22 protein-coding genes are annotated in these 20,408 nt (G+C 62.4%); 7 read left to right on the top strand and 15 right to left on the bottom strand.

Translation table 11 applies throughout. From position 1 onward, the window contains the following. Positions 1–4: 4 nt before the first annotated feature. From ACN50D_RS11065 to ACN50D_RS11045, 5 genes are read right to left on the bottom strand one after another with little or no spacing between them, the layout of a single operon-like run. Positions 5–1,015 (bottom strand): YdcF family protein, encoded by a 1,011-nt coding sequence (locus tag ACN50D_RS11065; protein WP_050656900.1) that lies wholly within the window; start codon positions 1,013–1,015, stop codon positions 5–7. A gap of 22 nt (positions 1,016–1,037) precedes the next feature. Next, positions 1,038–1,847 carry an ABC transporter ATP-binding protein gene (locus ACN50D_RS11060; RefSeq protein WP_030537951.1) on the bottom strand — a complete coding sequence of 270 codons (810 nt, stop codon included), beginning with the start codon at positions 1,845–1,847 and terminating at the stop codon, positions 1,038–1,040. Then, positions 1,847–2,629 carry an ABC transporter permease gene (locus ACN50D_RS11055; RefSeq protein ID WP_202426591.1) on the bottom strand — a complete coding sequence of 261 codons (783 nt, stop codon included), beginning with the start codon at positions 2,627–2,629 and terminating at the stop codon, positions 1,847–1,849. The genes ACN50D_RS11060 and ACN50D_RS11055 overlap by 1 nt, the downstream gene beginning before the upstream one ends. Before the next feature lie 2 nt (positions 2,630–2,631). After that, positions 2,632–3,414 carry an ABC transporter permease gene (locus ACN50D_RS11050; RefSeq protein WP_007735497.1) on the bottom strand — a complete coding sequence of 261 codons (783 nt, stop codon included), beginning with the start codon at positions 3,412–3,414 and terminating at the stop codon, positions 2,632–2,634. A gap of 10 nt (positions 3,415–3,424) precedes the next feature. After that, on the bottom strand, positions 3,425–4,429 hold the full coding sequence (locus tag ACN50D_RS11045; RefSeq protein ID WP_054781165.1) for an ABC transporter substrate-binding protein: 1,005 nt from the start codon (positions 4,427–4,429) through the stop codon (positions 3,425–3,427). Positions 4,430–4,624: 195 nt separating this feature from the next. Here ACN50D_RS11045 and ACN50D_RS11040 point away from each other — a divergent pair, with 195 nt between their 5' ends. Genes ACN50D_RS11040 through ACN50D_RS11030 form a run of 3 tightly spaced genes read left to right on the top strand, consistent with a single transcriptional unit; the run spans position 4,625 to position 6,645 of the window. Then, positions 4,625–5,401, top strand: a complete 777-nt coding sequence (locus ACN50D_RS11040) for an IclR family transcriptional regulator (protein ID WP_007735498.1) — start codon at positions 4,625–4,627, stop codon at positions 5,399–5,401. A gap of 2 nt (positions 5,402–5,403) precedes the next feature. Next, positions 5,404–6,216, top strand: coding sequence for an alpha/beta fold hydrolase (locus ACN50D_RS11035; protein ID WP_211921789.1), 813 nt, complete (start codon positions 5,404–5,406; stop codon positions 6,214–6,216). Between the two features lie 42 nt (positions 6,217–6,258). Then, a complete protein-coding gene (locus ACN50D_RS11030; protein ID WP_211921788.1) occupies positions 6,259–6,645 on the top strand; it encodes a RidA family protein in 387 nt (128 codons plus the stop codon). A gap of 13 nt (positions 6,646–6,658) precedes the next feature. Here the strand turns inward: ACN50D_RS11030 and ACN50D_RS11025 are convergent, their stop codons facing one another. The 9 genes from ACN50D_RS11025 to ACN50D_RS10985 form a co-directional block, all read right to left on the bottom strand. Then, the gene (locus ACN50D_RS11025) at positions 6,659–7,909 is read right to left on the bottom strand and encodes a reverse transcriptase family protein (protein WP_007735500.1); all 1,251 of its coding nucleotides are present in this window, start codon (positions 7,907–7,909) and stop codon (positions 6,659–6,661) included. Positions 7,910–8,149: 240 nt separating this feature from the next. Continuing rightward, positions 8,150–9,091: an ABC transporter substrate-binding protein gene (locus ACN50D_RS11020; RefSeq protein ID WP_003946000.1), complete on the bottom strand. Its 942-nt coding sequence runs from the start codon at positions 9,089–9,091 to the stop codon at positions 8,150–8,152. 41 nt (positions 9,092–9,132) lie between these two features. Beyond that, entirely contained in the window at positions 9,133–9,840 is a 708-nt protein-coding gene (locus tag ACN50D_RS11015; RefSeq protein ID WP_047271865.1) for a class II aldolase/adducin family protein, read from the bottom strand. Next, positions 9,837–10,991, bottom strand: coding sequence for an LLM class flavin-dependent oxidoreductase (locus tag ACN50D_RS11010; protein ID WP_003946051.1), 1,155 nt, complete (start codon positions 10,989–10,991; stop codon positions 9,837–9,839). Before ACN50D_RS11010 ends, ACN50D_RS11015 begins: the two co-directional genes overlap by 4 nt. Beyond that, positions 10,988–12,097 (bottom strand): LLM class flavin-dependent oxidoreductase, encoded by a 1,110-nt coding sequence (locus ACN50D_RS11005; protein ID WP_211921786.1) that lies wholly within the window; start codon positions 12,095–12,097, stop codon positions 10,988–10,990. Before ACN50D_RS11005 ends, ACN50D_RS11010 begins: the two co-directional genes overlap by 4 nt. Further along, positions 12,094–13,134: an ABC transporter substrate-binding protein gene (locus ACN50D_RS11000; RefSeq protein ID WP_007735503.1), complete on the bottom strand. Its 1,041-nt coding sequence runs from the start codon at positions 13,132–13,134 to the stop codon at positions 12,094–12,096. The genes ACN50D_RS11005 and ACN50D_RS11000 overlap by 4 nt, the downstream gene beginning before the upstream one ends. Then, on the bottom strand, positions 13,118–13,960 hold the full coding sequence (locus tag ACN50D_RS10995; RefSeq protein ID WP_007735504.1) for an ABC transporter ATP-binding protein: 843 nt from the start codon (positions 13,958–13,960) through the stop codon (positions 13,118–13,120). The genes ACN50D_RS11000 and ACN50D_RS10995 overlap by 17 nt, the downstream gene beginning before the upstream one ends. Then, on the bottom strand, positions 13,957–14,814 hold the full coding sequence (locus ACN50D_RS10990) for an ABC transporter permease (protein ID WP_211921785.1): 858 nt from the start codon (positions 14,812–14,814) through the stop codon (positions 13,957–13,959). Before ACN50D_RS10990 ends, ACN50D_RS10995 begins: the two co-directional genes overlap by 4 nt. 4 nt (positions 14,815–14,818) lie before the next feature. Beyond that, a complete protein-coding gene (locus ACN50D_RS10985; RefSeq protein WP_054187223.1) occupies positions 14,819–15,871 on the bottom strand; it encodes an NrtA/SsuA/CpmA family ABC transporter substrate-binding protein in 1,053 nt (350 codons plus the stop codon). A gap of 247 nt (positions 15,872–16,118) precedes the next feature. Between ACN50D_RS10985 and ACN50D_RS10980 the strand changes: the two genes are divergently transcribed. The 4 genes from ACN50D_RS10980 (at position 16,119) to ACN50D_RS10965 (ending at position 19,567) form a co-directional block, all read left to right on the top strand. Beyond that, the gene (locus ACN50D_RS10980; RefSeq protein ID WP_030537941.1) at positions 16,119–16,868 is read left to right on the top strand and encodes an IclR family transcriptional regulator; all 750 of its coding nucleotides are present in this window, start codon (positions 16,119–16,121) and stop codon (positions 16,866–16,868) included. Positions 16,869–16,986: 118 nt separating this feature from the next. Beyond that, positions 16,987–17,457 (top strand): NfeD family protein, encoded by a 471-nt coding sequence (locus tag ACN50D_RS10975; protein ID WP_064443446.1) that lies wholly within the window; start codon positions 16,987–16,989, stop codon positions 17,455–17,457. Beyond that, positions 17,454–18,269, top strand: a complete 816-nt coding sequence (locus ACN50D_RS10970; RefSeq protein ID WP_003946040.1) for a slipin family protein — start codon at positions 17,454–17,456, stop codon at positions 18,267–18,269. Before ACN50D_RS10975 ends, ACN50D_RS10970 begins: the two co-directional genes overlap by 4 nt. A 59-nt stretch (positions 18,270–18,328) precedes the next feature. Next, complete coding sequence (locus ACN50D_RS10965) at positions 18,329–19,567, top strand: HNH endonuclease signature motif containing protein (protein ID WP_211921783.1); 1,239 nt, start codon at positions 18,329–18,331, stop codon at positions 19,565–19,567. A 65-nt stretch (positions 19,568–19,632) separates the two neighbouring features. Here the strand turns inward: ACN50D_RS10965 and ACN50D_RS10960 are convergent, their stop codons facing one another. Further along, positions 19,633–20,340 carry a pyridoxamine 5'-phosphate oxidase family protein gene (locus ACN50D_RS10960; RefSeq protein ID WP_083058516.1) on the bottom strand — a complete coding sequence of 236 codons (708 nt, stop codon included), beginning with the start codon at positions 20,338–20,340 and terminating at the stop codon, positions 19,633–19,635. Between the last annotated feature and the right edge of the window lie 68 nt (positions 20,341–20,408).

The following is a 20,408-nucleotide window of genomic DNA, read 5'->3' as shown; positions in this document are numbered from 1 at the left end:
CCGGCTACGAAATGCCTCCTGCCGCCCAGACCACCAGTGGGGGCAGGGCGGCCAGGATCAGGCAGACCGTTCCGTTGAGCCACTTGTGCTCCACGGTGACGGCGGCGAACTCGCGCAGAATGGCGCTCGGCAGGTAGTACCGGGCGGTGTGGGAACCGATGACTTCCGCATCCAGATCGAGGCTTCGGGCAAACGTCGCAGTTCGGAGGATGTGGAAGTTGCTGGTGACCAGCACCATTCGAGGCTTCGTGGTGTTGGCACGGAGAAGGTCCCTGGTGTACTCGAGGTTCTCGAGCGTGGTGGTCGAGCGGTCCTCGAGAATCACGCTCTCGCGCGGTATCCCGTGATCGACGAGGTAGACGCACATTGCCTCCGCCTCGCTGACCACCTCGTCCGAACCCTTCCCGCCGCTCACGACCAACAGTGGTGAACGTCCTTCGCGGACCTCGGCGCGAAAGACGTCGGCCGCCTTGTCCAGACGGCTGGCAAGCAGGGGCGTCACGTCGGCGCCCGAAAGCCCGGCGCCGTGAACCACTATCGCGTCCATTCCGGGCTGGTACTTCTGGCGTCCGTAGACGTAGGAGTAGAGCAGAAAGCTCGTGAACAGAAACCCCAGGTACGACGCGACCAGGCTGAACGAACCGAGAACGACTGCGAGCCAATATCTCTGCGTCAGCAGCGCTGATGCGAGCAACACGTAGGGAACGAGCAGGCCGAGTCCGGCGACGAGTGAGAGCAGATTCGCGACGCTGAATCCCTCGCGCCGCAGCATCGTGACTCCGTTGACGATCAGGAATCCTGCAAGCATGAGCACCAGCAACGGCGAGAGCAGAGCGATCGTCGCGATGACGAACGACGGGACCTCGGTTCCCGGCGCACCCGACTGCAACATCCACAGACCGGTGAAGATCAGTCCGAGAAGTAGGTAGACGCCGTTGCTCAGCCTCCGTCGATCCTGCCTGAACCGGTAGCCGCAGAATCCGAGCAGCGCGAGGCCGATGAGGAGAAGGATCACGGAGCCAGCCTAGGCGAGGCGCTTACGACACGGGCGCCACCACCTTCGACTGCTGGATCGCGGACAGGACCCTGGTACGGCACTCGATGAACAGTGGGTCTGCCTTGGTGGTCAGTTGATCTCGAGCTCCGGTCAACGGGACGTCGACGATGTCCTGCATCAATGCCGGAGTTCCGCCGAGGACGACCACTCGATCGGACAGGTACACCGATTCGTCGACGTCGTGGGTGACGAGGAGGACGGTGATGCCAAGATCACGCTGAAGCGTCAGCAGCAGGTCTTCGAGTTCCGCGCGGGTCTGCGCATCGACCGACGCGAAGGGTTCGTCCATGAGGAGTACCTGCGGCCGATAGGCGAGAGCGCGAGCTATCGCCACTCTCTGCTGCATTCCGCCGGACAACTGCCAGGGGTAGGAACGCGCAGCACCGCCTAGACCGACAACGGCAAGTGCATCGCTAACCCTCTCGTTCTGAACCTTCCGCGCCAGACCGTTGCCCCGTAGCGGCAGGCGAACGTTCTCGCCCACTCGAAGCCACGGCATCAGTGTGCGTCCGTAGTCCTGTGACACGAGAGCCAGCGTGGCCGGCGGTGCATCGATCGCGATCCCGGCGATGCGGACCTCACCGGTGGTCGGCTTCTGCAGACCGGCGATGCAACGAATCAGCGTGCTCTTGCCGATGCCGGAATGGCCGACGATGCAGACGATTTCTCCGGGTGCAACGGACAGATCGATGCCGCGGAGCACTTCGCGGCCGGTGGGACCGCCGTAGGTCACCCCGAGGCCGCTCAGTTCGACTGCGGGTTTCGATGCCGCAGATTCTGTGGATGACATCAGTTTCCTTTCACTGCGAGAGCGTCGTGGGTCCGCGGCTGCCATCTGAGCAACCATCGTTCGATCACGCCGTATCCGAGGTTGAGCACGTATCCGATGATTCCCAGCAGGAGAATTCCGGACCACATGTCGGCGATCGCGAAGGTCTGTTGCGCGACGATCACGAAGTGACCGATTCCTGCAGTGGAGACGTACATTTCGCTTCCGACCATGATGACGACACCGATCGCGAGACTGGTGCGGATACCGACTGTTATCTGCGGCATCGCTCCGGGGAGGAGTACCTGCGTCACCAGGAGGGGTGTACGGATCCGGTAGCTGCGCGCCACCAATCGGATACTCGGGTCGATGGAGCGAATGCCGTCGAGGGTGTTGAGGAGTATCGGCCAGACCGCGCCGAAGGCGATGGCGGCAACGTTACCCGTCGAACCGGTTCCGAAAACGATGAAAAGTGCGGGTAATACGGCCAGCGCCGGAATAGCGCGGAAGAACTGGAGAAACGGATCGGCAATGTCGGCAGCCAGCGGGAACAGTGCCAGCAGGAGACCGGCACCGACGCCGACCGCCAGTGCCACGGCGAGACCGAAGGCAAGGTTGGTCAAGCTCGGTACGACGTCGTGGGCGAATCCCGGACCGAACCAGTTGTCCACAAACGCTTTCCAGATACGTGACAGCGGCGGGAAGTAAGGCGACTTGCTCGACTCCGAACCGAAGTACCATACGACGACGATCAAGATCGGCAGCCACAACTCCCACGCGAGGAGTCGAAGTCCTGACATCATCTTCACGTCGTCATCCTCCTCGGGATGTAATGCCAGGCAAGTAAACGATTCTCGATCGCCATCACGGCGAAGGCGAGCAGCATTCCGAGTAGTCCGGCGACGATGATCAGTGCGAACATTCGATCGGGAACGGATTGGCTCAGCAGGATCTCCTTACCGAGTCCCGGCACGCCGGCGATCAATTCTGCACCGATGGTCAGCAGCAAGCTCAGTGTTGCCGAGATGCGAATCCCGGTGAAGATGTAGGGCATCGACGCCGGTGCGACGACGAGAGCGAGCCTGCGCCACAGTGGAAGTCGGAAGGATCGTGCGGTGGCCAGCAGTTCCGGGTCGACGTTGCGCACACCGTGAATCGTCTGGAGCAGAATCGGCCACACACTTACTGCCACGATCAGTGCCACCGCCATCCGTTGCGTCGGGCCCATGATCAGCAGAAAGAGCGGAATGATTGCGAGCGGCGGAACGGTTCGGCAGAAGTCGATGACGAAGCGGGAGGAGACCGTCAGGAACGGGTGCGCGGCGAGCAGCAGCCCTGCCGGGATTCCGATCACCAGGCACAGCGCCAATCCGATCGCCGTGGTGGTCACCGTTTGTCCCAGTGATGTCCACAACGAGGACGTGCCGAGCTCGTTCACAAAGGCCACTGCCACGTCGCTGAACTTCGGAATACCTTTGACGTCCTCGTCGCCGAGCATTCCGAAGATCTGCCAGGCGGCTGCCAACGCGAAGAGCGTCAGCAGCCGACCGAGCAGAACCTGCCTGCGGCGAGTCTGCAGGGTTGTCAAGGCGGACAACTCAGTTGGCCGGGGTCAGCAGGGATTCGGCCTCGACCGAATCCGTCAGTACCCCGTACTTGACCAGCAGTTCGATCTCCGTGCCGAGAGCACCCGGTTCCACTACTGCGACGAACTGAGGATTCTTGCTGTTGGCCAGCATTTCGAGCGGAATCTTGGCTTGTGTCGAGAGTGCAGCCTTGACCGCGCCCGGATTCTGATTGGCGTAGTCAACTGATTTGGCAAGCGCGGTACGGAATTTCGCGAGTGAGTCAGGGTTCGCATTGACAAACGATTCCGAAGCGACCAGCGAGGTCCCCGGTACACCGGGTGCGGCCAAGGGGAAGGGGTGGCCGAGGATCTTCAGCCCCGAGTCGGTTGCTTTACTCAGGAACGGATCGATGAGGAATGCCGCGTCGGCCCCGCCGGTGGAAACCAGGTCGCCGAGGTTGGGCATGGGCGCCTGAATGAACGAGACCTTGTTCGCTGCTCCGCCGGATTTCTCCACCGCGGCAGAGATGACTGCTTCGCTGACGGACTTCAAACCGCTGATCGCGACGGTCTTGCCTTCGAGGTCACGGAAGCCGCTGATGGAACTGTCCTTGGCGACCACGAGACCGGACTGGTCGACGCTGTCATTTGCGGCAAAATTCGTGAGCCCGCCGACAATGGTGACGGGCATGTTCTGGCTCCGTGCCTGAATTGCGGCAGCGGCAGTCGTGGCTGCCATATCTGCATTTCCGCTGAGCAACAACGGAATTTGAGCCGAGGAACTAGCGCCGCCCTCCACGAGTTGGATGTCGAGTCCCTCATCGGTGAAGTACCCCTGCTCCATGCCGAGCCAAATCGGTGCGAAGTCCGCGATCGGCTGAGGTGCGATTCGAATCGTGGTGGTCTGGGTGCCCCCGTCGTCGGAGGCCGTGGCGTCGCTCGAACAGCCTGTCAGTGCCAATGCCGCGGTCGCGACCGCGGCTAGGGCAACAACTCTGAACCGTGGTGTCGACCGAAGGGTAAGTCCAACCGTCATGTCCGAAAACCTCTCGCTGGGAAAGATATGACTTCCTTGCCGGTAATCCGGTGGGAAGGTGAAGAAGCTCAAAGAATTCCGTACGCCGGAACGATTGTTGTGACTATAGTAATTTCCAAGACGAATGCCAAGGGTTTTCCAAGAACACGAGATTTCGGATCGCCGGGTACATCCACGGCACCGGGAGGGGATCGGATGACGAAGGGTTCTGCGTCCGCCGTCGACAAAGCGTTGGATCTACTCGAGGCCATCGCGCGCTCGACCACGCCGATGAAGCTCAGCGAACTGGCAGAAGAAGTCGGGATGCTCCGCCCGACTGCGCACCGAGTGCTCGGAGAACTCGCGAACCGTGGTTGGGTCTTCCGCTACGACGGTCGCTATCTCCCCGGCCCGGCTGCACTGCAGGTTTCCCACGAAGCGGCAGCGCATTCGTTGGCGGCCTTGTGCGATCCGACCATGCGGGTGCTGTCCGAGAGCACGGACATGATGGTGAATCTGCAGGTTCTCGAGAGCGGCGGGACGCGGATCATCGCGGCGCTGCGTCCCGAGAGACTCAAGATGATCACTCGGATGCTCGGGGATCTGCTTCCGCCGCACCGGTTCGCGGGTCCGCTCGCGTTGGTGGCGGCACTCGAGGACAACACCCGGGCGCCCTACCTGGCGATGGTGGAGAAGAGCGGCTATCCGCTGGAAGGACCCACCGGCTTTCTCGCCGACATCGCCGAGACGCAGAAAACCGGATTCGCCGTTGTCCACAAACGATCTCAGGACATCATCGGTTCGGTCTCGCGTGCAGTGTCTTCCCGCAAGGGGTCTCCGCTCTGTGCGTTGACGGTGATCGGTTTCGATACCGACTTCGATGCGAAGACGACGCGAATGGTCGAAGAACACCTGCTGCGGGCCACCGATGAAGTGCAGCAACTCCTCACTGACCACACTTCGGGCAAGCGCCCGTCCGACACAGGAGAATAAGGATGATTTCACGGACCGAGGGCTTCATCACCGTCGCAGACGGCGAACGGGTCTGGTACGAGACTGCCGGCGAGGGCCCGGATCTGATTCTCACGCACGGTCTCGGCGGAAATGCGGCCGTCTGGTACCAGCAGGTGCCCTACTTCGCTCAGCACTATCGGGTGATCAGCTGGGATCAGCGAGGATTCGGCCGCTCTACCAACGAGAACGGCAACCACGGCCCGGTAGCGGCAGTCTCTGATCTGATCGAAATCATGGACCTGTTGGCGGTTGATCGAGCGCACGTGGTCGGCCAGTCGATGGGCGGTTGGGCCGCATTGGGGACCGCGATCGCTGTTCCGGACCGGGTGGAGTCGGTAGTCCTGGCCTGCACGACCGGCGGCATTCCCGTCGGATTCGGTCCGGACAGCGCACCTCCCCTCACCGCAGTACCCGTCACCGCGCGGCCCCTGGGGGAGCATCCCGCTGTGGGCGGACGGTTGCCGAGCTTGGACATGGCGAGGGCATACCTGTACCAAGCTCTCGGCACCTTCGGCCATCGCCCACCTGACACCGAGTTCTTCCGAATTCTCAAGGCCCACAACTATTCGGTGGCCGAACTCGCGGCGGTGGCTGCGCCGGTTCTCCTGATCGCAGGTGAGCTGGACGATTTGATGACACCCGAGCGGATTCGCGGCGCCGCCGAGTTCCTGCCTCACGCCGAAGTGGTCGAGCTTGCCGACCGCGGCCACTCCCCCTACTTCGAGGACCCACACGCGTGGAACGAGTTGGTGGCGCACTTCCTGGCCGATGTTCGTGCGCGCCCAGTGCACTGAAACGCCAACTCGTCACGCATATTCCAACTCCGAGGAGATCTAATGGATTCATCTCAGACCGTCGAGTTCATCCCATCCGCTTTCGATACGCCGTTCTCCACCGGAGTGCGCGTCGGAGACGTTCTGTATCTGTCGGGTCAGATCGGCATGCTTCCCGACGGGACCTTGGCAGACGGCTTCGAAGCGCAGGCTCGCCAGACGATGGAGAATATCGTGGCTTCGCTGATCGCCTACGGTTCCGGTGTCGAAGCGATCTTCAAATGCACTGTCATGCTTGACGACATGTCACGTTGGCAGGAGTTCAACAAGGTCTACCTCGAGTACTTCCCGGCGTCGAGACTGCCGGCCCGCAGTGCGTTCGGAACAGACGGACTGGCGCTGGGTGCGCACATGGAAGTCGAATGCATGGCCTACACCCCGCGGGTCTGACTGCTCGCGGGCACTAACCGTCCCAATCCACACGTTCAGCCAGGCGCAGCAATGTGCGTCGGCGTGTCGTGCTGGTTTCGCCGATGTGCGCGATCCGGCCGTAGATGTGGGCGCGGAAGTTCTCCACGCCATCCCGATTCTGTTCCTGCGCAGAAGTAGTGGCGGCATTGTGCAGCAGGGCGCGCAAGCGATCGTAGTCGTCGCGCGGATACGAGGGTTGGTCGTTGATCACCAGCCCGGTGAGGTGTTGGCGTCGATGAGGGCGCATCACCTTGGTCTTTCGTGGATGGATGGCAAACCCTTCGTCTCTGGCGATCTGCTCGACCGTCCAGAGGAGGGTGCCGACGTCGGCTACTTCGATTCCGGAGAACGCGAGGTCGTCGGCGTATCGGGTGTAGGTGAGCCAGTTCGCTTGTGCGAGTCCACTCAAGCGGATGTCGAGTTTGCGTGCGACGAGATTCGCCAGTGCAGGAGAAGTGGGTGCGCCTTGCGGAAGATGCGCGGTGCGTAGCTGTGATGCCTGTGCATACGGTAGGCCGCGCAGGGTATCGGCAGGCGTTGCAACAGTGCACAATCCGGTGAGAACGCCTGCCACTGCGGGTGGATAGCCGAGGGCGGCGAAGACGGCATGAACGCGGCTGCCGCTGATCGAAGGGAAGAACTGCGCGAGGTCCGCGCCGATCACGATTTCCGACTGTGCGTGCGGCGCTGCAAAAGTCAGAGGGCTTCGACCACGGACAAATCCGTGTGCCGCGTCGTGCGGGGGCACCAGGTCGAGGATGCGGCGCAGGATCTTCCGCTGAATTTCGCGCAATCGGGGTTTCGGTACCTCGAGGAGGCGAGCGCCGGCCTTCTTGCTGATCTGCATCGGCCGGTAGTGGCGTAGCGGTCGGGGTTTCGTGCGGAGCCATTCCCCTCGGTCGGCGAACCACTCGAGTTCGGAGATCGTCAGATCCAGTGAACGAGCCAGGTCCACACTGGTGTTGTAGCGGGGAACGTCGAACCGCCACACCGAGGTTTCATTGGTGTCCAGTGAGAGAGGAACAGGCCGCAGGCGAGGTAGTTCGCGAAGCAATCGATACAGAGTCTGCGGTTCGAACGGTGGAGCGGGCATGAGGTCGAGAACGCGCACGGCCAGGAGCGTCGGGGAAACGCCGAAGACGGTTCCGAATGCCTCCTCGAGGCCGCTGAGGGTCCACGGAGCGTCAGCGGCCGCAACGGCCAGACGACGCGCCAACTCGGGATCGAGCTCGAAGTCACGCATGATTCGACTCCGGGATGCGACGGGGCGGGGTGACCAAATCCTTTGTCCGGTGCGGCGGCAAGCACGCGGAGCGTGCCGAACGCCGGTGGACGCAGTATCCAATTCTTCTGGCCGACCCAGGGGTTACCCCTGAGACTGGTCGCGTGGACCAACTCTCACCCACGCGCCGCCGCATTCCTTCACAATGGCAGACCGTTCGGTATCTGTCACGTGTGAAGCGGATCTGTCAGGAGTGGGTCCTCAGATCGACGAACGATCCGAACCGACGAACTCGCTGATCCACGGCACGACTGCTTCGCGGACGGTGACCGCTTTCGGCAGTAGTCCGTTGCTCAGCAGGAGATCGGCCGCGCGCTGCTGCTCGTCCAGGAACTCGTCGGTGACAGGGTTGACGCCGAAAGGACGTCCGCGCAGTGCAGCTTCCCAGGCATCGAGGCTCGCGGACCCGCCACGCTTCTCGACGTCGTCGACGAAGACCTGGGCGGCTTCGCGGGGGTTGGCTTCGATCCAGGCGTCGGATTCCTGCAGGGCCTCGATGATCGCCTGGAGGGCCTCCGGGTTGGTATCCGCGAAATCGCGCCGGGTGAACCACAGTGAGGGGTGGCTGAAGAGTCCGTCGGTGGCGATCAGCGTGCGCAGTTCGTGGTTCGCTTCGATGTCCGTCAGCCCCGGGTACGCGCCAACCCAGGCATCGATGGTGCCGTCGACGAGGTCCGCTCCACCACCGCGTACGTCGGTGTCGACAGGGACGATGTCGGACCAGGTCAGCCCCGCCTGATCCAAGGCGAACAACAGAAGTGTGGTCTGCCACGATCCGTGCGCGATGCCGACGCGCTTGCCACGCAGGTCCTCAACCGTGTTGATCTCGGACTCTGCCTTGACTACCAGGCGCCCGTTCTCCACGCGGGGGCCGGAGATTCCGATGTAGACGAGATCGCGGCCCTGGGCCAATCCGGTGACGGGCGGCGTGAATCCGGTTCCGATCACGTCGTATCCGCCCTCCTCGAACAGCCAGTCCGAGTGCAGGGTCGGCAAGGCGTTTTCCGGGTTCACTGCAGGCTTGGCGGGAAGCTCACGCAGGTCCACCCACTCGACATCGGGGAGACGGCGTTCGAGGATTCCGGTGTGGCGCAGTACGAACAGCGAATTGTTGTGTGGGAAGTATCCGACGCGAACGGTCATGAGATCTACGGTTTCCTGTTCTGAATCAGTGATGGGGGTGTCTAGATGAGGCCGCGTCGACGCGCCTCGTCGGCGAGTCCGCTGCGGCCCCACTGCACGGCGAGGTTGGACGGATCGAATTCGACCGAACCGCCGAGGGATTCGGCGATCGCCTGGAACTGTGCGCCCTCCTCGAGGAGGACGACGAACTTCGCGAGGTCGAGCAACCCGCTGCGGCCGATGACGTTGACCCCGCCGTTGGCTTCGAAGATCGCCACCAGATCGGGATCGTGTTCGAGACGCTCGAGAATGAAATCGCCTGCAGAACGGGACCGATCGATGTGCGGCGGAATCTCTCGGGAGAGCGTCAGCCTCTGCGAAGCCGCATAGCGGATGGGTAGCGTCCGATGTGTCTGTGCCCAACCGCCGAGCCACGGTGTGTGGATGTGGACAACGCTGGTGATTTCCGGATGCTGACGGAAGACCGATGCGTAGCCGGTGACAAATCCGGCCGATCCGTTGCCGGACAGCACCTCTCCATCGAAGGTGGCGACAACCGGTGACACCGACGGATCGTTCGCCCACGGTCCCGGATCGTTCAGGGCGACCGCGATTTCGGTGCCGGGTACTCGTTCGACGAAGTTGACGGTCCCGTTGGCTGCAACGGTTCCGGTCTTGCGGAAGACGTCGAATGCTTTGTCTGCTGCTTTGCGAGCTTCTTCGACGAATGCTGCGGTATCGGTGTCGAGTCGAGTTTCGGTGGTGGTCATCGAGTCTCCAGTCCAGAAGGTGTGATCGGGGTGCGCTGCAGGAGGGGAAGAACTTCTTCGCCGACGCGGTATGCCTCTTCGAGATGCGGGTTACCGGCGAGGATGAAGGCGTCGACGCCCAGTTCGCGCAGCTCGTCGAGTCTTTCGGCGACCTGCTCGTAACTGCCGACCAGTCCGAACGCCGGTCCGCCGCGGATGAGGCTGAAGCCGCACCACACGTTGGGTTGCACTTCCAGATCTCGGTAGCCGGTGATGTGTTCGGGTACCCAGCCTTTGATGCGGGCGGCGCCCACCGAGTCACCCTGGGCTGCACGGTCGGCGGCCCCCTTGTCGACGAAGGCCCAGCCTTTCTCGATCTCGGCCCACGCGGCTTCTTCGGTGTGCCGGGCTACGACGTCGATGCGTACGGCGAATTTCGGCGTGCGTCCCAGTTTGGCCGAGTTCTCCCGCACGCCGTCGATCTTGGCTCTCAGATCGGCGTACGGTTCCAGCCAGGAAAGGTAGTAATCGGAGTGCAGTCCGGCGGCGGCGACGGCTGCGGCCGAAGATCCGGAGAAGTACACCTCGGGAAACGGTTGGCCGGCAAGCCCGGGTGGCAGTGCAGCGCCGTGGGTTTGGAAGAAGCGACCGTCGAAGTCGAAAGGTTCACCGTCCCACACACCTTTGAGGACATCGAGGAACTCGGACGTCCTGGTGTAGCGATCGTCGTGGTCGACTTTGTCGCCCCACCACAGCTGAGGCGCTCCGCCTCCACCACTGATGATGTTGTAAACCAGACGTCCGCCGGTTGCTCGCTGCAGACTGGCCGACATCCGCGCTGCCTGGACCGGGTGAAGGAACCCCGGTTGGAACGCAACCATGAAACGGTAGGTGGTGGTCTCGGCGGCCAACGCTGCTGCGGTCGCCCACGGATCCTCGGTCATCGGGAAGGACGGCAGAAGTCCACCGAGGAACCCTGCGGACTCGGAAGCCTTTGCCACCGCTGCCATGTGGTCGATGTAGCTGTATCCGTCCAATTCGCCGCCGCGGATCGCGGGAGCAATGTTGCCCGGCCCGTATCCACCGGCATCGCCGCGGTTGTAGCGACGCGGAGTACGCAGCGACGCGTGGTCGCCTTCCATCCCGATCCGCCAATAGAAATCGATGCTCATGCGGTGGCCTTCTCTTCTGTGGTGGCCTTCTCTTCCTTGCGAATCCGACCCTCGGGATCGACCAGGTGCAGGAGATGCTCGCCCGCCCGGTGCAGCTCTTCGATGTGTGGCCGACCGGACAAGACGAAACCGTCCACACCGATATCGCGATACGACGACAATCGCTGCGCCACCTCCTCGTAGCTTCCGACGAGGCCGATACTGTGCTCGTAGCCGATGCGGTCGAATCCGGACCACAGGATGCCGCCCCGATCGATCTCGAGTGCAGCGGAATCGGCTTCTCTCAGTTGCCGTTCGACGCGAGCCCAGGCTTCGTCCGCTGTTTCCCTCGCGATGATCGGGATGCGCAGGACCTTCTCGACGGTCCTGCCGAGTTCGGATGCTCGGTCGTCGAGGGTGGTGATCCGTGTCGACAACTCGTCGCCGGCAAGGGTGAACTGATGGACATCGGCATGGTGGGCCGAGAGTTCCAGAGCTTCCGGCGAGTCCCCGGTCAGATGTACTCGGGGAAAACGGAGTCCCGACAAGATGCCTCGGAATCCGCCGCCGAGTACGTCGTAGTATTCGCCGTCGAAGTCGTAACCCGTACCGCCGAATCCGCCAGGGAGAATCTGCTCCTCGTTCCATACGCCACGGGCCACGGTCAGGAACTCCGCGGCGCGCGCGTAGCTGTCGGCTCCTCGAACCACGTCGCCGCGAGCAGCGGCGTCTTCGGGGTCCGTCTCTACCTTCACTCGCCATTCGAGACGACCTGCCGACAGGCGCTGAAGTGTCGCCGACATTTTGGCGGCGTAGACGGGGGTGCCGAAAGTGGGGTGAAACTCCACGACCACTCGCGAATGACGCGTCTGACGTAGGGCGGCGGCTGCAACGATCCAGGATTCTTCGCCATTCGGATCGTACGGTGCGACAACGCCGTCGACGCCCGACAGTTCGGCGGCGAGAACGATCTGTGCCAATTCGTCGAAGGGCCCGAAGTTTCCGGGACGAACATCGGTCGCGACGGTAGTCGGTCGCTGCGGCCCGAAGCCGCCGCGACTGTTCAGTGCGGCCACCGCCCGGCGTCCGTCACCGCGAGACGGTAGCTCCCAGTAGACGTCCGTCATTCTGCTGTGCCCTTCTGCGCAACAAGGTTGCGTGCCTGTTCCAGTGGTTCGTGCGCCACCCAGGACTGCAGGTCGAAGTCGGCGGCAAGGAAGCCGTGCGCATACAGGAATTGTTTCTGCACGCCGAGCAGGTCCACACGCTCGTCAGACAGGCTCAAATGCAGTCCGGTGTGGAAGTTCTCGCCGTACGCTGCCACCACACCTTCGGGCCCCGACTGTGTTTCGGTTTGCAGAACGGCTCGGACCTCGTCGATGTTGGCTGCGGCCCAGTCCGCCGCTCTCAGGCTCTCGGCAAGGAAACCCACGACGATGTCCGGGCGCTGTTCGAGTAGATCGGCGTGAACTGTGATCGGTCGTGGGGTGCCGTTGTTGACGCGATCACGCAGGGAAGCAGTGGAATCGAGATCGACGGCCACCGCGAGACCGTGTTCGCGGGCAACTTCCTGGGCTCGGGCGCCCTTGACGTAGATTGCGTCGACGTCGCCGCGTAGCAGGGATTCGACGCCCCACGTCGTGTTGCGGGTGGACGAGGCGGTGCGGACCTCGGGGGCCGCCGTCGTCGCAACCTCGACGAGAGTGACGTCGGCAAAACTCAACTCGCCGAGTCGAAGTGCGGAGGCGAAGCCGTGCAGGGCCATGGCACGGGGGAAGCTCCTGGCCTGATCTGCCGCCCAGGCCGGGATGCCGATCCGAGCGCCTGCCAGAAGACCGGCTTCTCGGATGTCGGAGTCTCCGCGCACCAGGATTGCCTGGGCCTCGTCGATCCAGGTGAGCCCGATGAGCCTCGTCGGAGAACCACTGGCACGCGCGGCCAGTGCGGGGACGTTGCCGCCTTCGCGAATGAGTCCGGAGAGGTGGTGATCGAAATGGCGCACTGCCAATTCCGGTCCGGCATCTTGCAGTACGCCGAAACGCACTCCGGATTCGTTTGCCGTCCGGTCGAGCCAACCGAGACTGTTGGCGAGGCCGCTGGCGGTGGGAACGGGGCAGCGGGTGTACCAGAGTGTGTCGATTGCGGAATCAGCGATCAATGTCATGACTGTCCTGTCCGTCGGGGAAGGTGCGACCGACGCCGAGTTCCTTCAGGAAACTCGCTCGGTAGCGCAGAGATTCGGGATCGTTCCGATCGCGGGGGCGTGGTAGGTCGATGTCGACATCCACGGCAAACCCGCCCTTGTCGAGGATGAGCACACGGTCGGCAAGTCGTACGGCTTCGTCGACGTCGTGCGTGACGAGCAGTACTGCCGGACGGTGGCGGGCGACCAGATCGCCTACCAAGTCTTGCATTTGGAGCCTGGTCAAAGCGTCGAGGGCTGCGAACGGTTCGTCGAGCAGTAATAGTTCAGGTTCGCGAACCAGAGCACGAGCCAATGCGACGCGTTGGGCCTCGCCGCCGGAGAGGGTGGCCGGCCAGGCGCGGTGCTTGTCCGCGAGGTTGACCTCGGCGAGTGCGTTGCGTGCATTGTCGGTCACCTGACGTGACCGTTTCTGTCCGACTGTGACATTGGCCAGAACTCGCTTCGACGGGATCAATCGCGGTTCCTGGTAGACAACCGTGCGGTCGCGCGGAACCAGCACCTCGCCGCTGTCCGGTGCTTCCAAACCGGAGAGCACTCGCAACAGGGTCGTCTTGCCGGTGCCGCTGGGGCCGAGGAGAACGACGAACTCGCCGCGCGTGATCTCGAGGTCGATACCACCTAGAACAGTCTTGTCACCGAACGACTTACGCACTCCGGTGAGCGAGACCGCTACCGGTGATCCGGCACGTCGCTCGGCCGCGGTGGTGCCGGTCCGCTCACGGGCTGCCAACGGCGGCAGAGGTGCTTCGGTGGATGGCAGCGAGCCGATGGTTGTATTCGTCATCGCGCCACCGACAATCTCCGCCACGGCATGGAGTACCGCTCGATCAGTCTGACGATTGCGTCGAAGATGAGTCCCAGTGCCGCGTACATGACGATGCACAGAACCATGTAGTCGGTGCGGTTGTATTCCTGCGCCAGGGTGACCAGATATCCGATGCCCTCACGTGTGCCGACCTGCTCGGCGGCGATCAATCCGGTGATGCTGAGCGACAGGCAGATTCGAAGCCCCATCAGAACACCGGGGAGGGCGGTCGAAAGAATTGCTCCGAACACCAGTCGCCAACCCGTCAGGCCGAAACCTTGTGCCGCTTCCACCATCTTGCGATCGACTCCGCGCACTCCCAGGTAGGTGTACGCGTACATGGGGGCGACGGTCGCGACGGCGATCAGGACTACCTTGAAGGTTTCGTCGATACCGAACCAGGCGATGAACAACGGAACGAGCGCGAGGAACGGAACCGCGCGGTTGATCTGCATGGTCGAGTCGATCAGTTCTTCGCCGAGCGAGGAGAGACCGGACAGAACCCCGAGCACCAATCCGACGATCACACCGACCGAAACACCGAGTGCGGCACGTTGAAGCGACGCGAGACCGAAGTCGACCAACTGACCCGACTGGTACAGCTCGGCGAATGCCGTCCACACCGCCGGAGGTCCGGCCAGGATCTCTTCGCGGATCAGTCCGGTAGCGGATCCGATCCACCATCCGGCAACCAGCAGCGCGGGCACGAGGAAGCGGAGTGGGATCGAGACCCACTTGGGCCTGCTGCGATTGCGGCGGTAGCGGGGCGTTTCGAGTTGCGGATGCTCCACTGACGGCGACGCAGTTCGTGCGGGCCGGGTCAGCGTCACCATCGGGTCACTTCCCCTCGGTGGTGGGTGCTGCCGCTGCCGAACCTGCCACAGCACCCTGGAGGTCGAAGATCACGTCACTGCCCTTGATCGGCTGCTGGATCACCTTGTTGTCGGCGAACAACGTGGAGATCGATTCGAGGTCGGTAGCGTCGGCTGCAGTCGGGTAGCGGAAGTTGGTGATCTGGCCGCCCAGGGTGATCGCGTCGTCGAGTCGCTGTCCGGAGAGTGCGCGCGGACCGGTCTGTTCGAAGACGTTCTCGAATGCTGCCGGGTCGGCCTGCTGCTTCGCGGTGAGTTCCTGGGTGACCTCGAGGAACTTCTGGACCACTTCGGGATGCTCTTCGAGTACTACGGTGCGGCCGGCGATGATGGTGCTGTCCACGGAGTCGATGCTCGCCTCGGTTGCGATCTCGACCGCGCCCTTGGCCTTGGCCTCCTGATACGGAATCAGGAACGATGCCCACGCGTCGACCTGCCCGGTGGAGAACGCCGACGCCGCGTCAGCCTGTTGCAGCGGAACACGTTCGACGGAATCGATCGGCACTCCGGCCTGCGTCAGGGCCTTGAGCGTGATGTACTCGCCCTTGCCTGCAGGGTTGACGGCAATGCGCTTGCCGGCCAGATCTGTGACGGTCTTGATGCCGGACTCCGGAGTGGCGATGATGCCGGCCTGGTCCTTGTTGTACGGGTCGGACGTGGCGAAGATGCGGACACCCACGTCCTTGGACAGTGCGCCGACGACGGGACTGTATGCGCCGGTTTGGATGTCGAGTTCACCGCTGTTGAAGAGTTTGAGGTTGGAGCTGAATCCCGGTGTGGTCTTGACCCATTCGATCTTTGCGCCCAGCGGTGCCAGAGCCTCGTCGTAGGTTCCGTCACGCTTGCCGACGGCGATGGCACCGGAGTTTCCGGGATCGAAGACCTTGAGCGTGAAGTCTGCGCTGGAATTGCCTGCGGCGCTGTCGGAATCGGAAGACCCACACGCCACCGCCAACCCGGCCAGCGGGATCATGGCGAGCGCAGCGGCAGCTCGTGGCAGTCGGCGGAAGCGGGACATGTATGTGGCTCCTTCAGGCGTTGAATCGTCAGAACTGACGACGATGACGCTATTGGGTGCCTGTCCGTTTTACCCCCGTTTGTTTTCTGGAGATTGGAAATCTTGACAACATCGGAAGTCTGTTCATCTGGGCTTTTGTAGGTCCACGTTTGGTTCCTTTCCATCTGATGGAAAGGATGGCCGGACTGCTGGGTCCGTGTTAGCGTCCGATTCTCAGGTCGATCAGGCCACAGCGAAAGGATCGTTCGTGACGGACGCACGCGGCGCGGGAGTTCAGACGGTAACCCGTGCCCTGACCATGCTCACATGTTTTCGCAGTGGCGAAGAACTGGGAGTCTCGGAAGTTGCGCGGCGACAAGAGCTTGCGGTCAGCACCACGCATCGATTGCTGCAGTCGCTCGTCGACGCGGGATTTCTCGAGAAGGACGACGCAACCAGTCGGTATCGCATCGGCGCGGCGCTGGCGGCTTACGGACAGGTCTCCTACCGGCAGCATCGGATCTATCTGTCCGAGCCCTACTTGGAGCAATTGGCCGCGACGACAGGAGCATCCGCTTCCCTGGCAGTGCGAAGCGGAAGTGAGGTGGTGTTGCTCGGATTCAGTCGGTGGCGCGAGGCCGACGGGCACGTGCTCCAGGGTGTTCGCCTTCCCTTGCATGCGAGCGCACTGGGGAAGGCCTTTCTGGCTTGGTCCGATGTCGACGACTCCGAACTTGCTGCTCTGCCACGTGAAGCGACCACCCAGCGCGCGATCACCGATGTTGCCGGTATCCGCCGGGAACTGGAACTGACTCGCGAGCGAGGATACGGATTCAACGACGAGGAGTTGACCCCGGATTTCCGAACGATCGGAATTCCGATCATCGATGGATCTGGCACTGTGCGTTACGCTCTCGGGCTTCGTGGTCCGGTCGAGCTGATGATCGACGAACGGATTCCGTTTCTCGCCGACCTTGCCAAGGTGACTGCACGACAGATCGGTGAGGTCCTTCTCTGACGTGATGTGAAAGCGCTTGTGGCAGATCCGGCCGAACGTGATTACCGTTGAAGTCGAGGGCGCGATCACACAATGGCTACGCGACGTGACCGCGTCCTCGCGAGCGTGGAGACGAGTGATGACGACGATCGGTGTCGTTGCCCTGTTGCTGGGCGTCCTGTTGGTCGTGGTCGAGGCGCATGCCCCAACCGCGGGGGTGCTCGGTGCGCTTGGAGCACTCATGATCGGTGCCGGCGTGTGGATGCTCTTCACGTCCGACGGTATCGGGCAATTGATCGCGATCCCGGTGACGGCGGGGGTCGCGGTAGTCGGCCTGGGCGTGGTGGCGGTAGCGAGTCGAAAAGCGCTTACCGCGCGCCGCGCTCCCGTGCGTACGGGGACGGAATCTCTTGTCGGCTCGGACGCGACCGTTCGCAGTTGGACCGGTGCGCAGGGTCAGGTCGAGCTCGACGGCGGATTATGGCGTGCTCGAATGGAATTCGGGTACGACGATTCTGTGCCTGCCGTGGGCGAATCCGTTGTCGTAGAGCAGGTTCGAGGCCTGACTCTGAAAGTGCGCCGTCGTGAACCGTGGGAGCTGCCGCTATGACCACCGTGCTTGTCGTGTTGTCCGTGTTTGTCGTGCTGATTGCAGTCCTTGTGGGCATGTCGGTGAGAGTTCTGCGCGAGTACGAGCGCGCGGTGGTGTTCCGCCTCGGTCGACTGATCACCTTGAAGGGTCCTGGTCTGGTGATTCTGGTGCCGGCGATCGATCGCATGGAGCGGGTCAGTCTGCGAACCGTCACGCTGAAGATACCGGTCCAAGAAGTGATCACTCGCGACAACGTCCCCGTGAAGGTCACCGCCGTCACGTACTTTCGGGTCGTCGACGCTGACCGTTCGATAGTCGAGGTCGAGGATTTTCTGGCCGCCACCTCACAGATCGCCCAGACCACACTGCGCTCCATTCTCGGTAAAGCTGAGTTGGACTCGCTGCTCTCCGAACGTGAACGCCTCAACGAGGACTTGCAGAAGGTCATCGATCAGCAGACCGAGCCGTGGGGAGTCAAGGTCACGACCGTCGAGATCAAGGACGTCGAGATTCCGGCCAACATGCAGCGCGCCATCGCCAGGCAAGCAGAGGCCGAACGAGAGCGGCGAGCCAAGATCATCAACGCCGACGCCGAGTTTCAGGCTTCGGCCAAGCTCGCCGAGGCGGCCGAGGTGATCAGCCGCAATCCGACCACCCTGCAGTTGCGTTATCTACAGACGCTTCACGAGATCGGTAGTGAGAACAACTCCACCGTTGTCTTCCCCTTGCCGCTGGATCTTGTCCGGCCCTTTATCGGTGGCGGAGTTGCGGCAACTCCCGCGACCCAAGAACCTGCCCGTTTCGCCTGGAATGCGAAAGTTGTTGATTAGCATCTAGTTTCGGGTCTCCATCCCTTGTATTCGAAACTATGTTCGATTAGACTTTCGGCATGGGCAGTCGGGAAGCGTGGCAACTGGATGATGAGGGCCTCAAGGGTGAGGTTCTGGATCTGGTGCGTGTCCGGCACGAGTTGCAGTCGCGGATGGTGTTGCTGATCGTGGAGATGTTTTCCCGGGAGGTTCTCGGCGGGAAGGGTTTTCGGGCGATCGCGCAGTGGTTGCATGGTTCGACGAATCTGGAGATCGGTGAGTGCAGTCTGCTGGTCGGGTTGGCGCGGTTGTTGATGCTCGAACCCGTGGTGGCGGATGCGTTTCATCGTGGTGATGTTGATGCGTTGAAGGCGCGGCAGGTGGCGTCGTTTTGTCAGCATCCGCCGAAGAACATGACCCTGGCGGATGTGGACAAGGCTCGCGGGATCTTGCTCGGTTTGGCGTCGAAGAACATCGCCGATTGTGATGCGGTGCGGGCGGCGATCCGGCGGATCGAGAAGCAGTACGGCAAGCGTGAGGACGGGGTCCCGGTGGGTGAGGATTCGGAGCGTAACGAGTTCTACGCCTCGAAAGGCTTGTACGGGCGGGTCACTGTGAAGGGTGATCTGGATGCGATCAACGGGGCCCGGTTGATCACGTTGTTGTCGAGTCTGTCGGCTCCGACGCCGGAGAAGGGCGGCGTGAAGGACACCCGTACGCCGGCATTACGGCGTGCGGACGGGTTCTGCGAATTGTTGCGGCGGTACGAGCGGGCGGGGTTGGGTCCGATCGAGGGCGGGGTGAAACCGCACATCACGGTGACTGCGTCGGCGAAAGACATGACGGACCTGCAAGCGTTGAAAGACCTCTTGCCGTCGACTCAGGAACTGGGTTTCGCGTGGACGGATTGGGTGGGCCCCATCAGTATCGATACCGCGCGGATGTTGGCGTGCGACTGCACCGTGACGCGAATTTTGTTGGATGAGAACGGTGTTCCGCTCGACTGCGGCAAAGAAGCAAGGACCGCGACGGTACCCCAGCGGCGGGCGTTGGCGGTTCGTGATGGTGGGTGTGCGTTTCCGGGATGCGGGACACCGTCGGGGTGGTGCGATGCCCATCATATTGTTCACTGGAACGATGGTGGCCCAACAGATCTCGACAACCTGATCTTGTTGTGCGGTCACCATCATCGGACACTGCACCACACCGAATGGCGGGTCGAGATCGGCCCCGATCGAAAAACGGTGTTCTACCCACCGATGTCGATCGATCCGTATCAGCATCCGATCGGCGGGAACAGCCCACCCACAGCAGCCTGAACGGGCGCAACTGAATACGTACACACCGGGGCTTAGCCATGCCCCGGTGTGTACGGCGTGTGCGGTCAGAGCATCGTCGAGATATGGTCCGGCAGCGCGACACCGGAGTCGAGATCCTCGGACGGGATCGGTTCACCGAAGTGCGTAGCTGCGGGAACTACTCCAGCCCAAACGGTTTCGATACCGATGTCGGCGGCATCGTCACCGGGGCCGCCGGTGCGAGCCTTGACGGAAGCCTCGTACAACGGCAGCGCAAGAACGATGGTTGCCGCCATTTCCTTGCGCGTGTGATCCCGCAAGTGTTGGGAACGTCCGGGAACCACCTGGTCGACGATCAGATTCAAAGCCTTCACGCGTTCGTCGCCGTCGGTCACGACTCGAGGTGATCCGATGATGACGCCGCTGCGGTAGTTCATCGAGTGGTGGAAGCCCGACCGAGCCAACACGAGCCCGTCGAGGATCGTGATGGTGATGCAGATTTCGCTGTCGGGAGCCAAACTCCGTGAAGCGACTGAACCGTGAACATAAATAGATCCGCCGCGGTCGGGGCCGTCGAGGTCGAACCCGTAGGCGGTGGGAAACACCATGGGAACTCCGCCGACGGTCACACCCATGTGGCACAGCTTCGCGGACTGCAAGACGTCGACGAGTGCCGCGCGTTCTGCGACGCCGTGGTGGCGGGCGCGCTTGTGCGTCGTACGTGCTGTCGGGGACAGCGGAATAGGTGCAGTGGGGGCAGGAGCAGGGGCAGCAAAGACAACGGAATCTGTCATGCAGACAATGCTGGTGGCAAAGTGGCTTCAAGTCATGGTCCAATCAGTGGAGACTTCGATAGGCCACT

Origin of the sequence: Rhodococcus sp. SB1D, assembly GCF_048573875.1 — a bacterium.
In the GTDB taxonomy this organism is placed as follows: domain Bacteria; phylum Actinomycetota; class Actinomycetes; order Mycobacteriales; family Mycobacteriaceae; genus Rhodococcus_F; species Rhodococcus_F qingshengii.
Note: the sequence above shows the minus strand (reverse complement) of the source record. Positions and strands in the feature narration are given on the sequence as shown.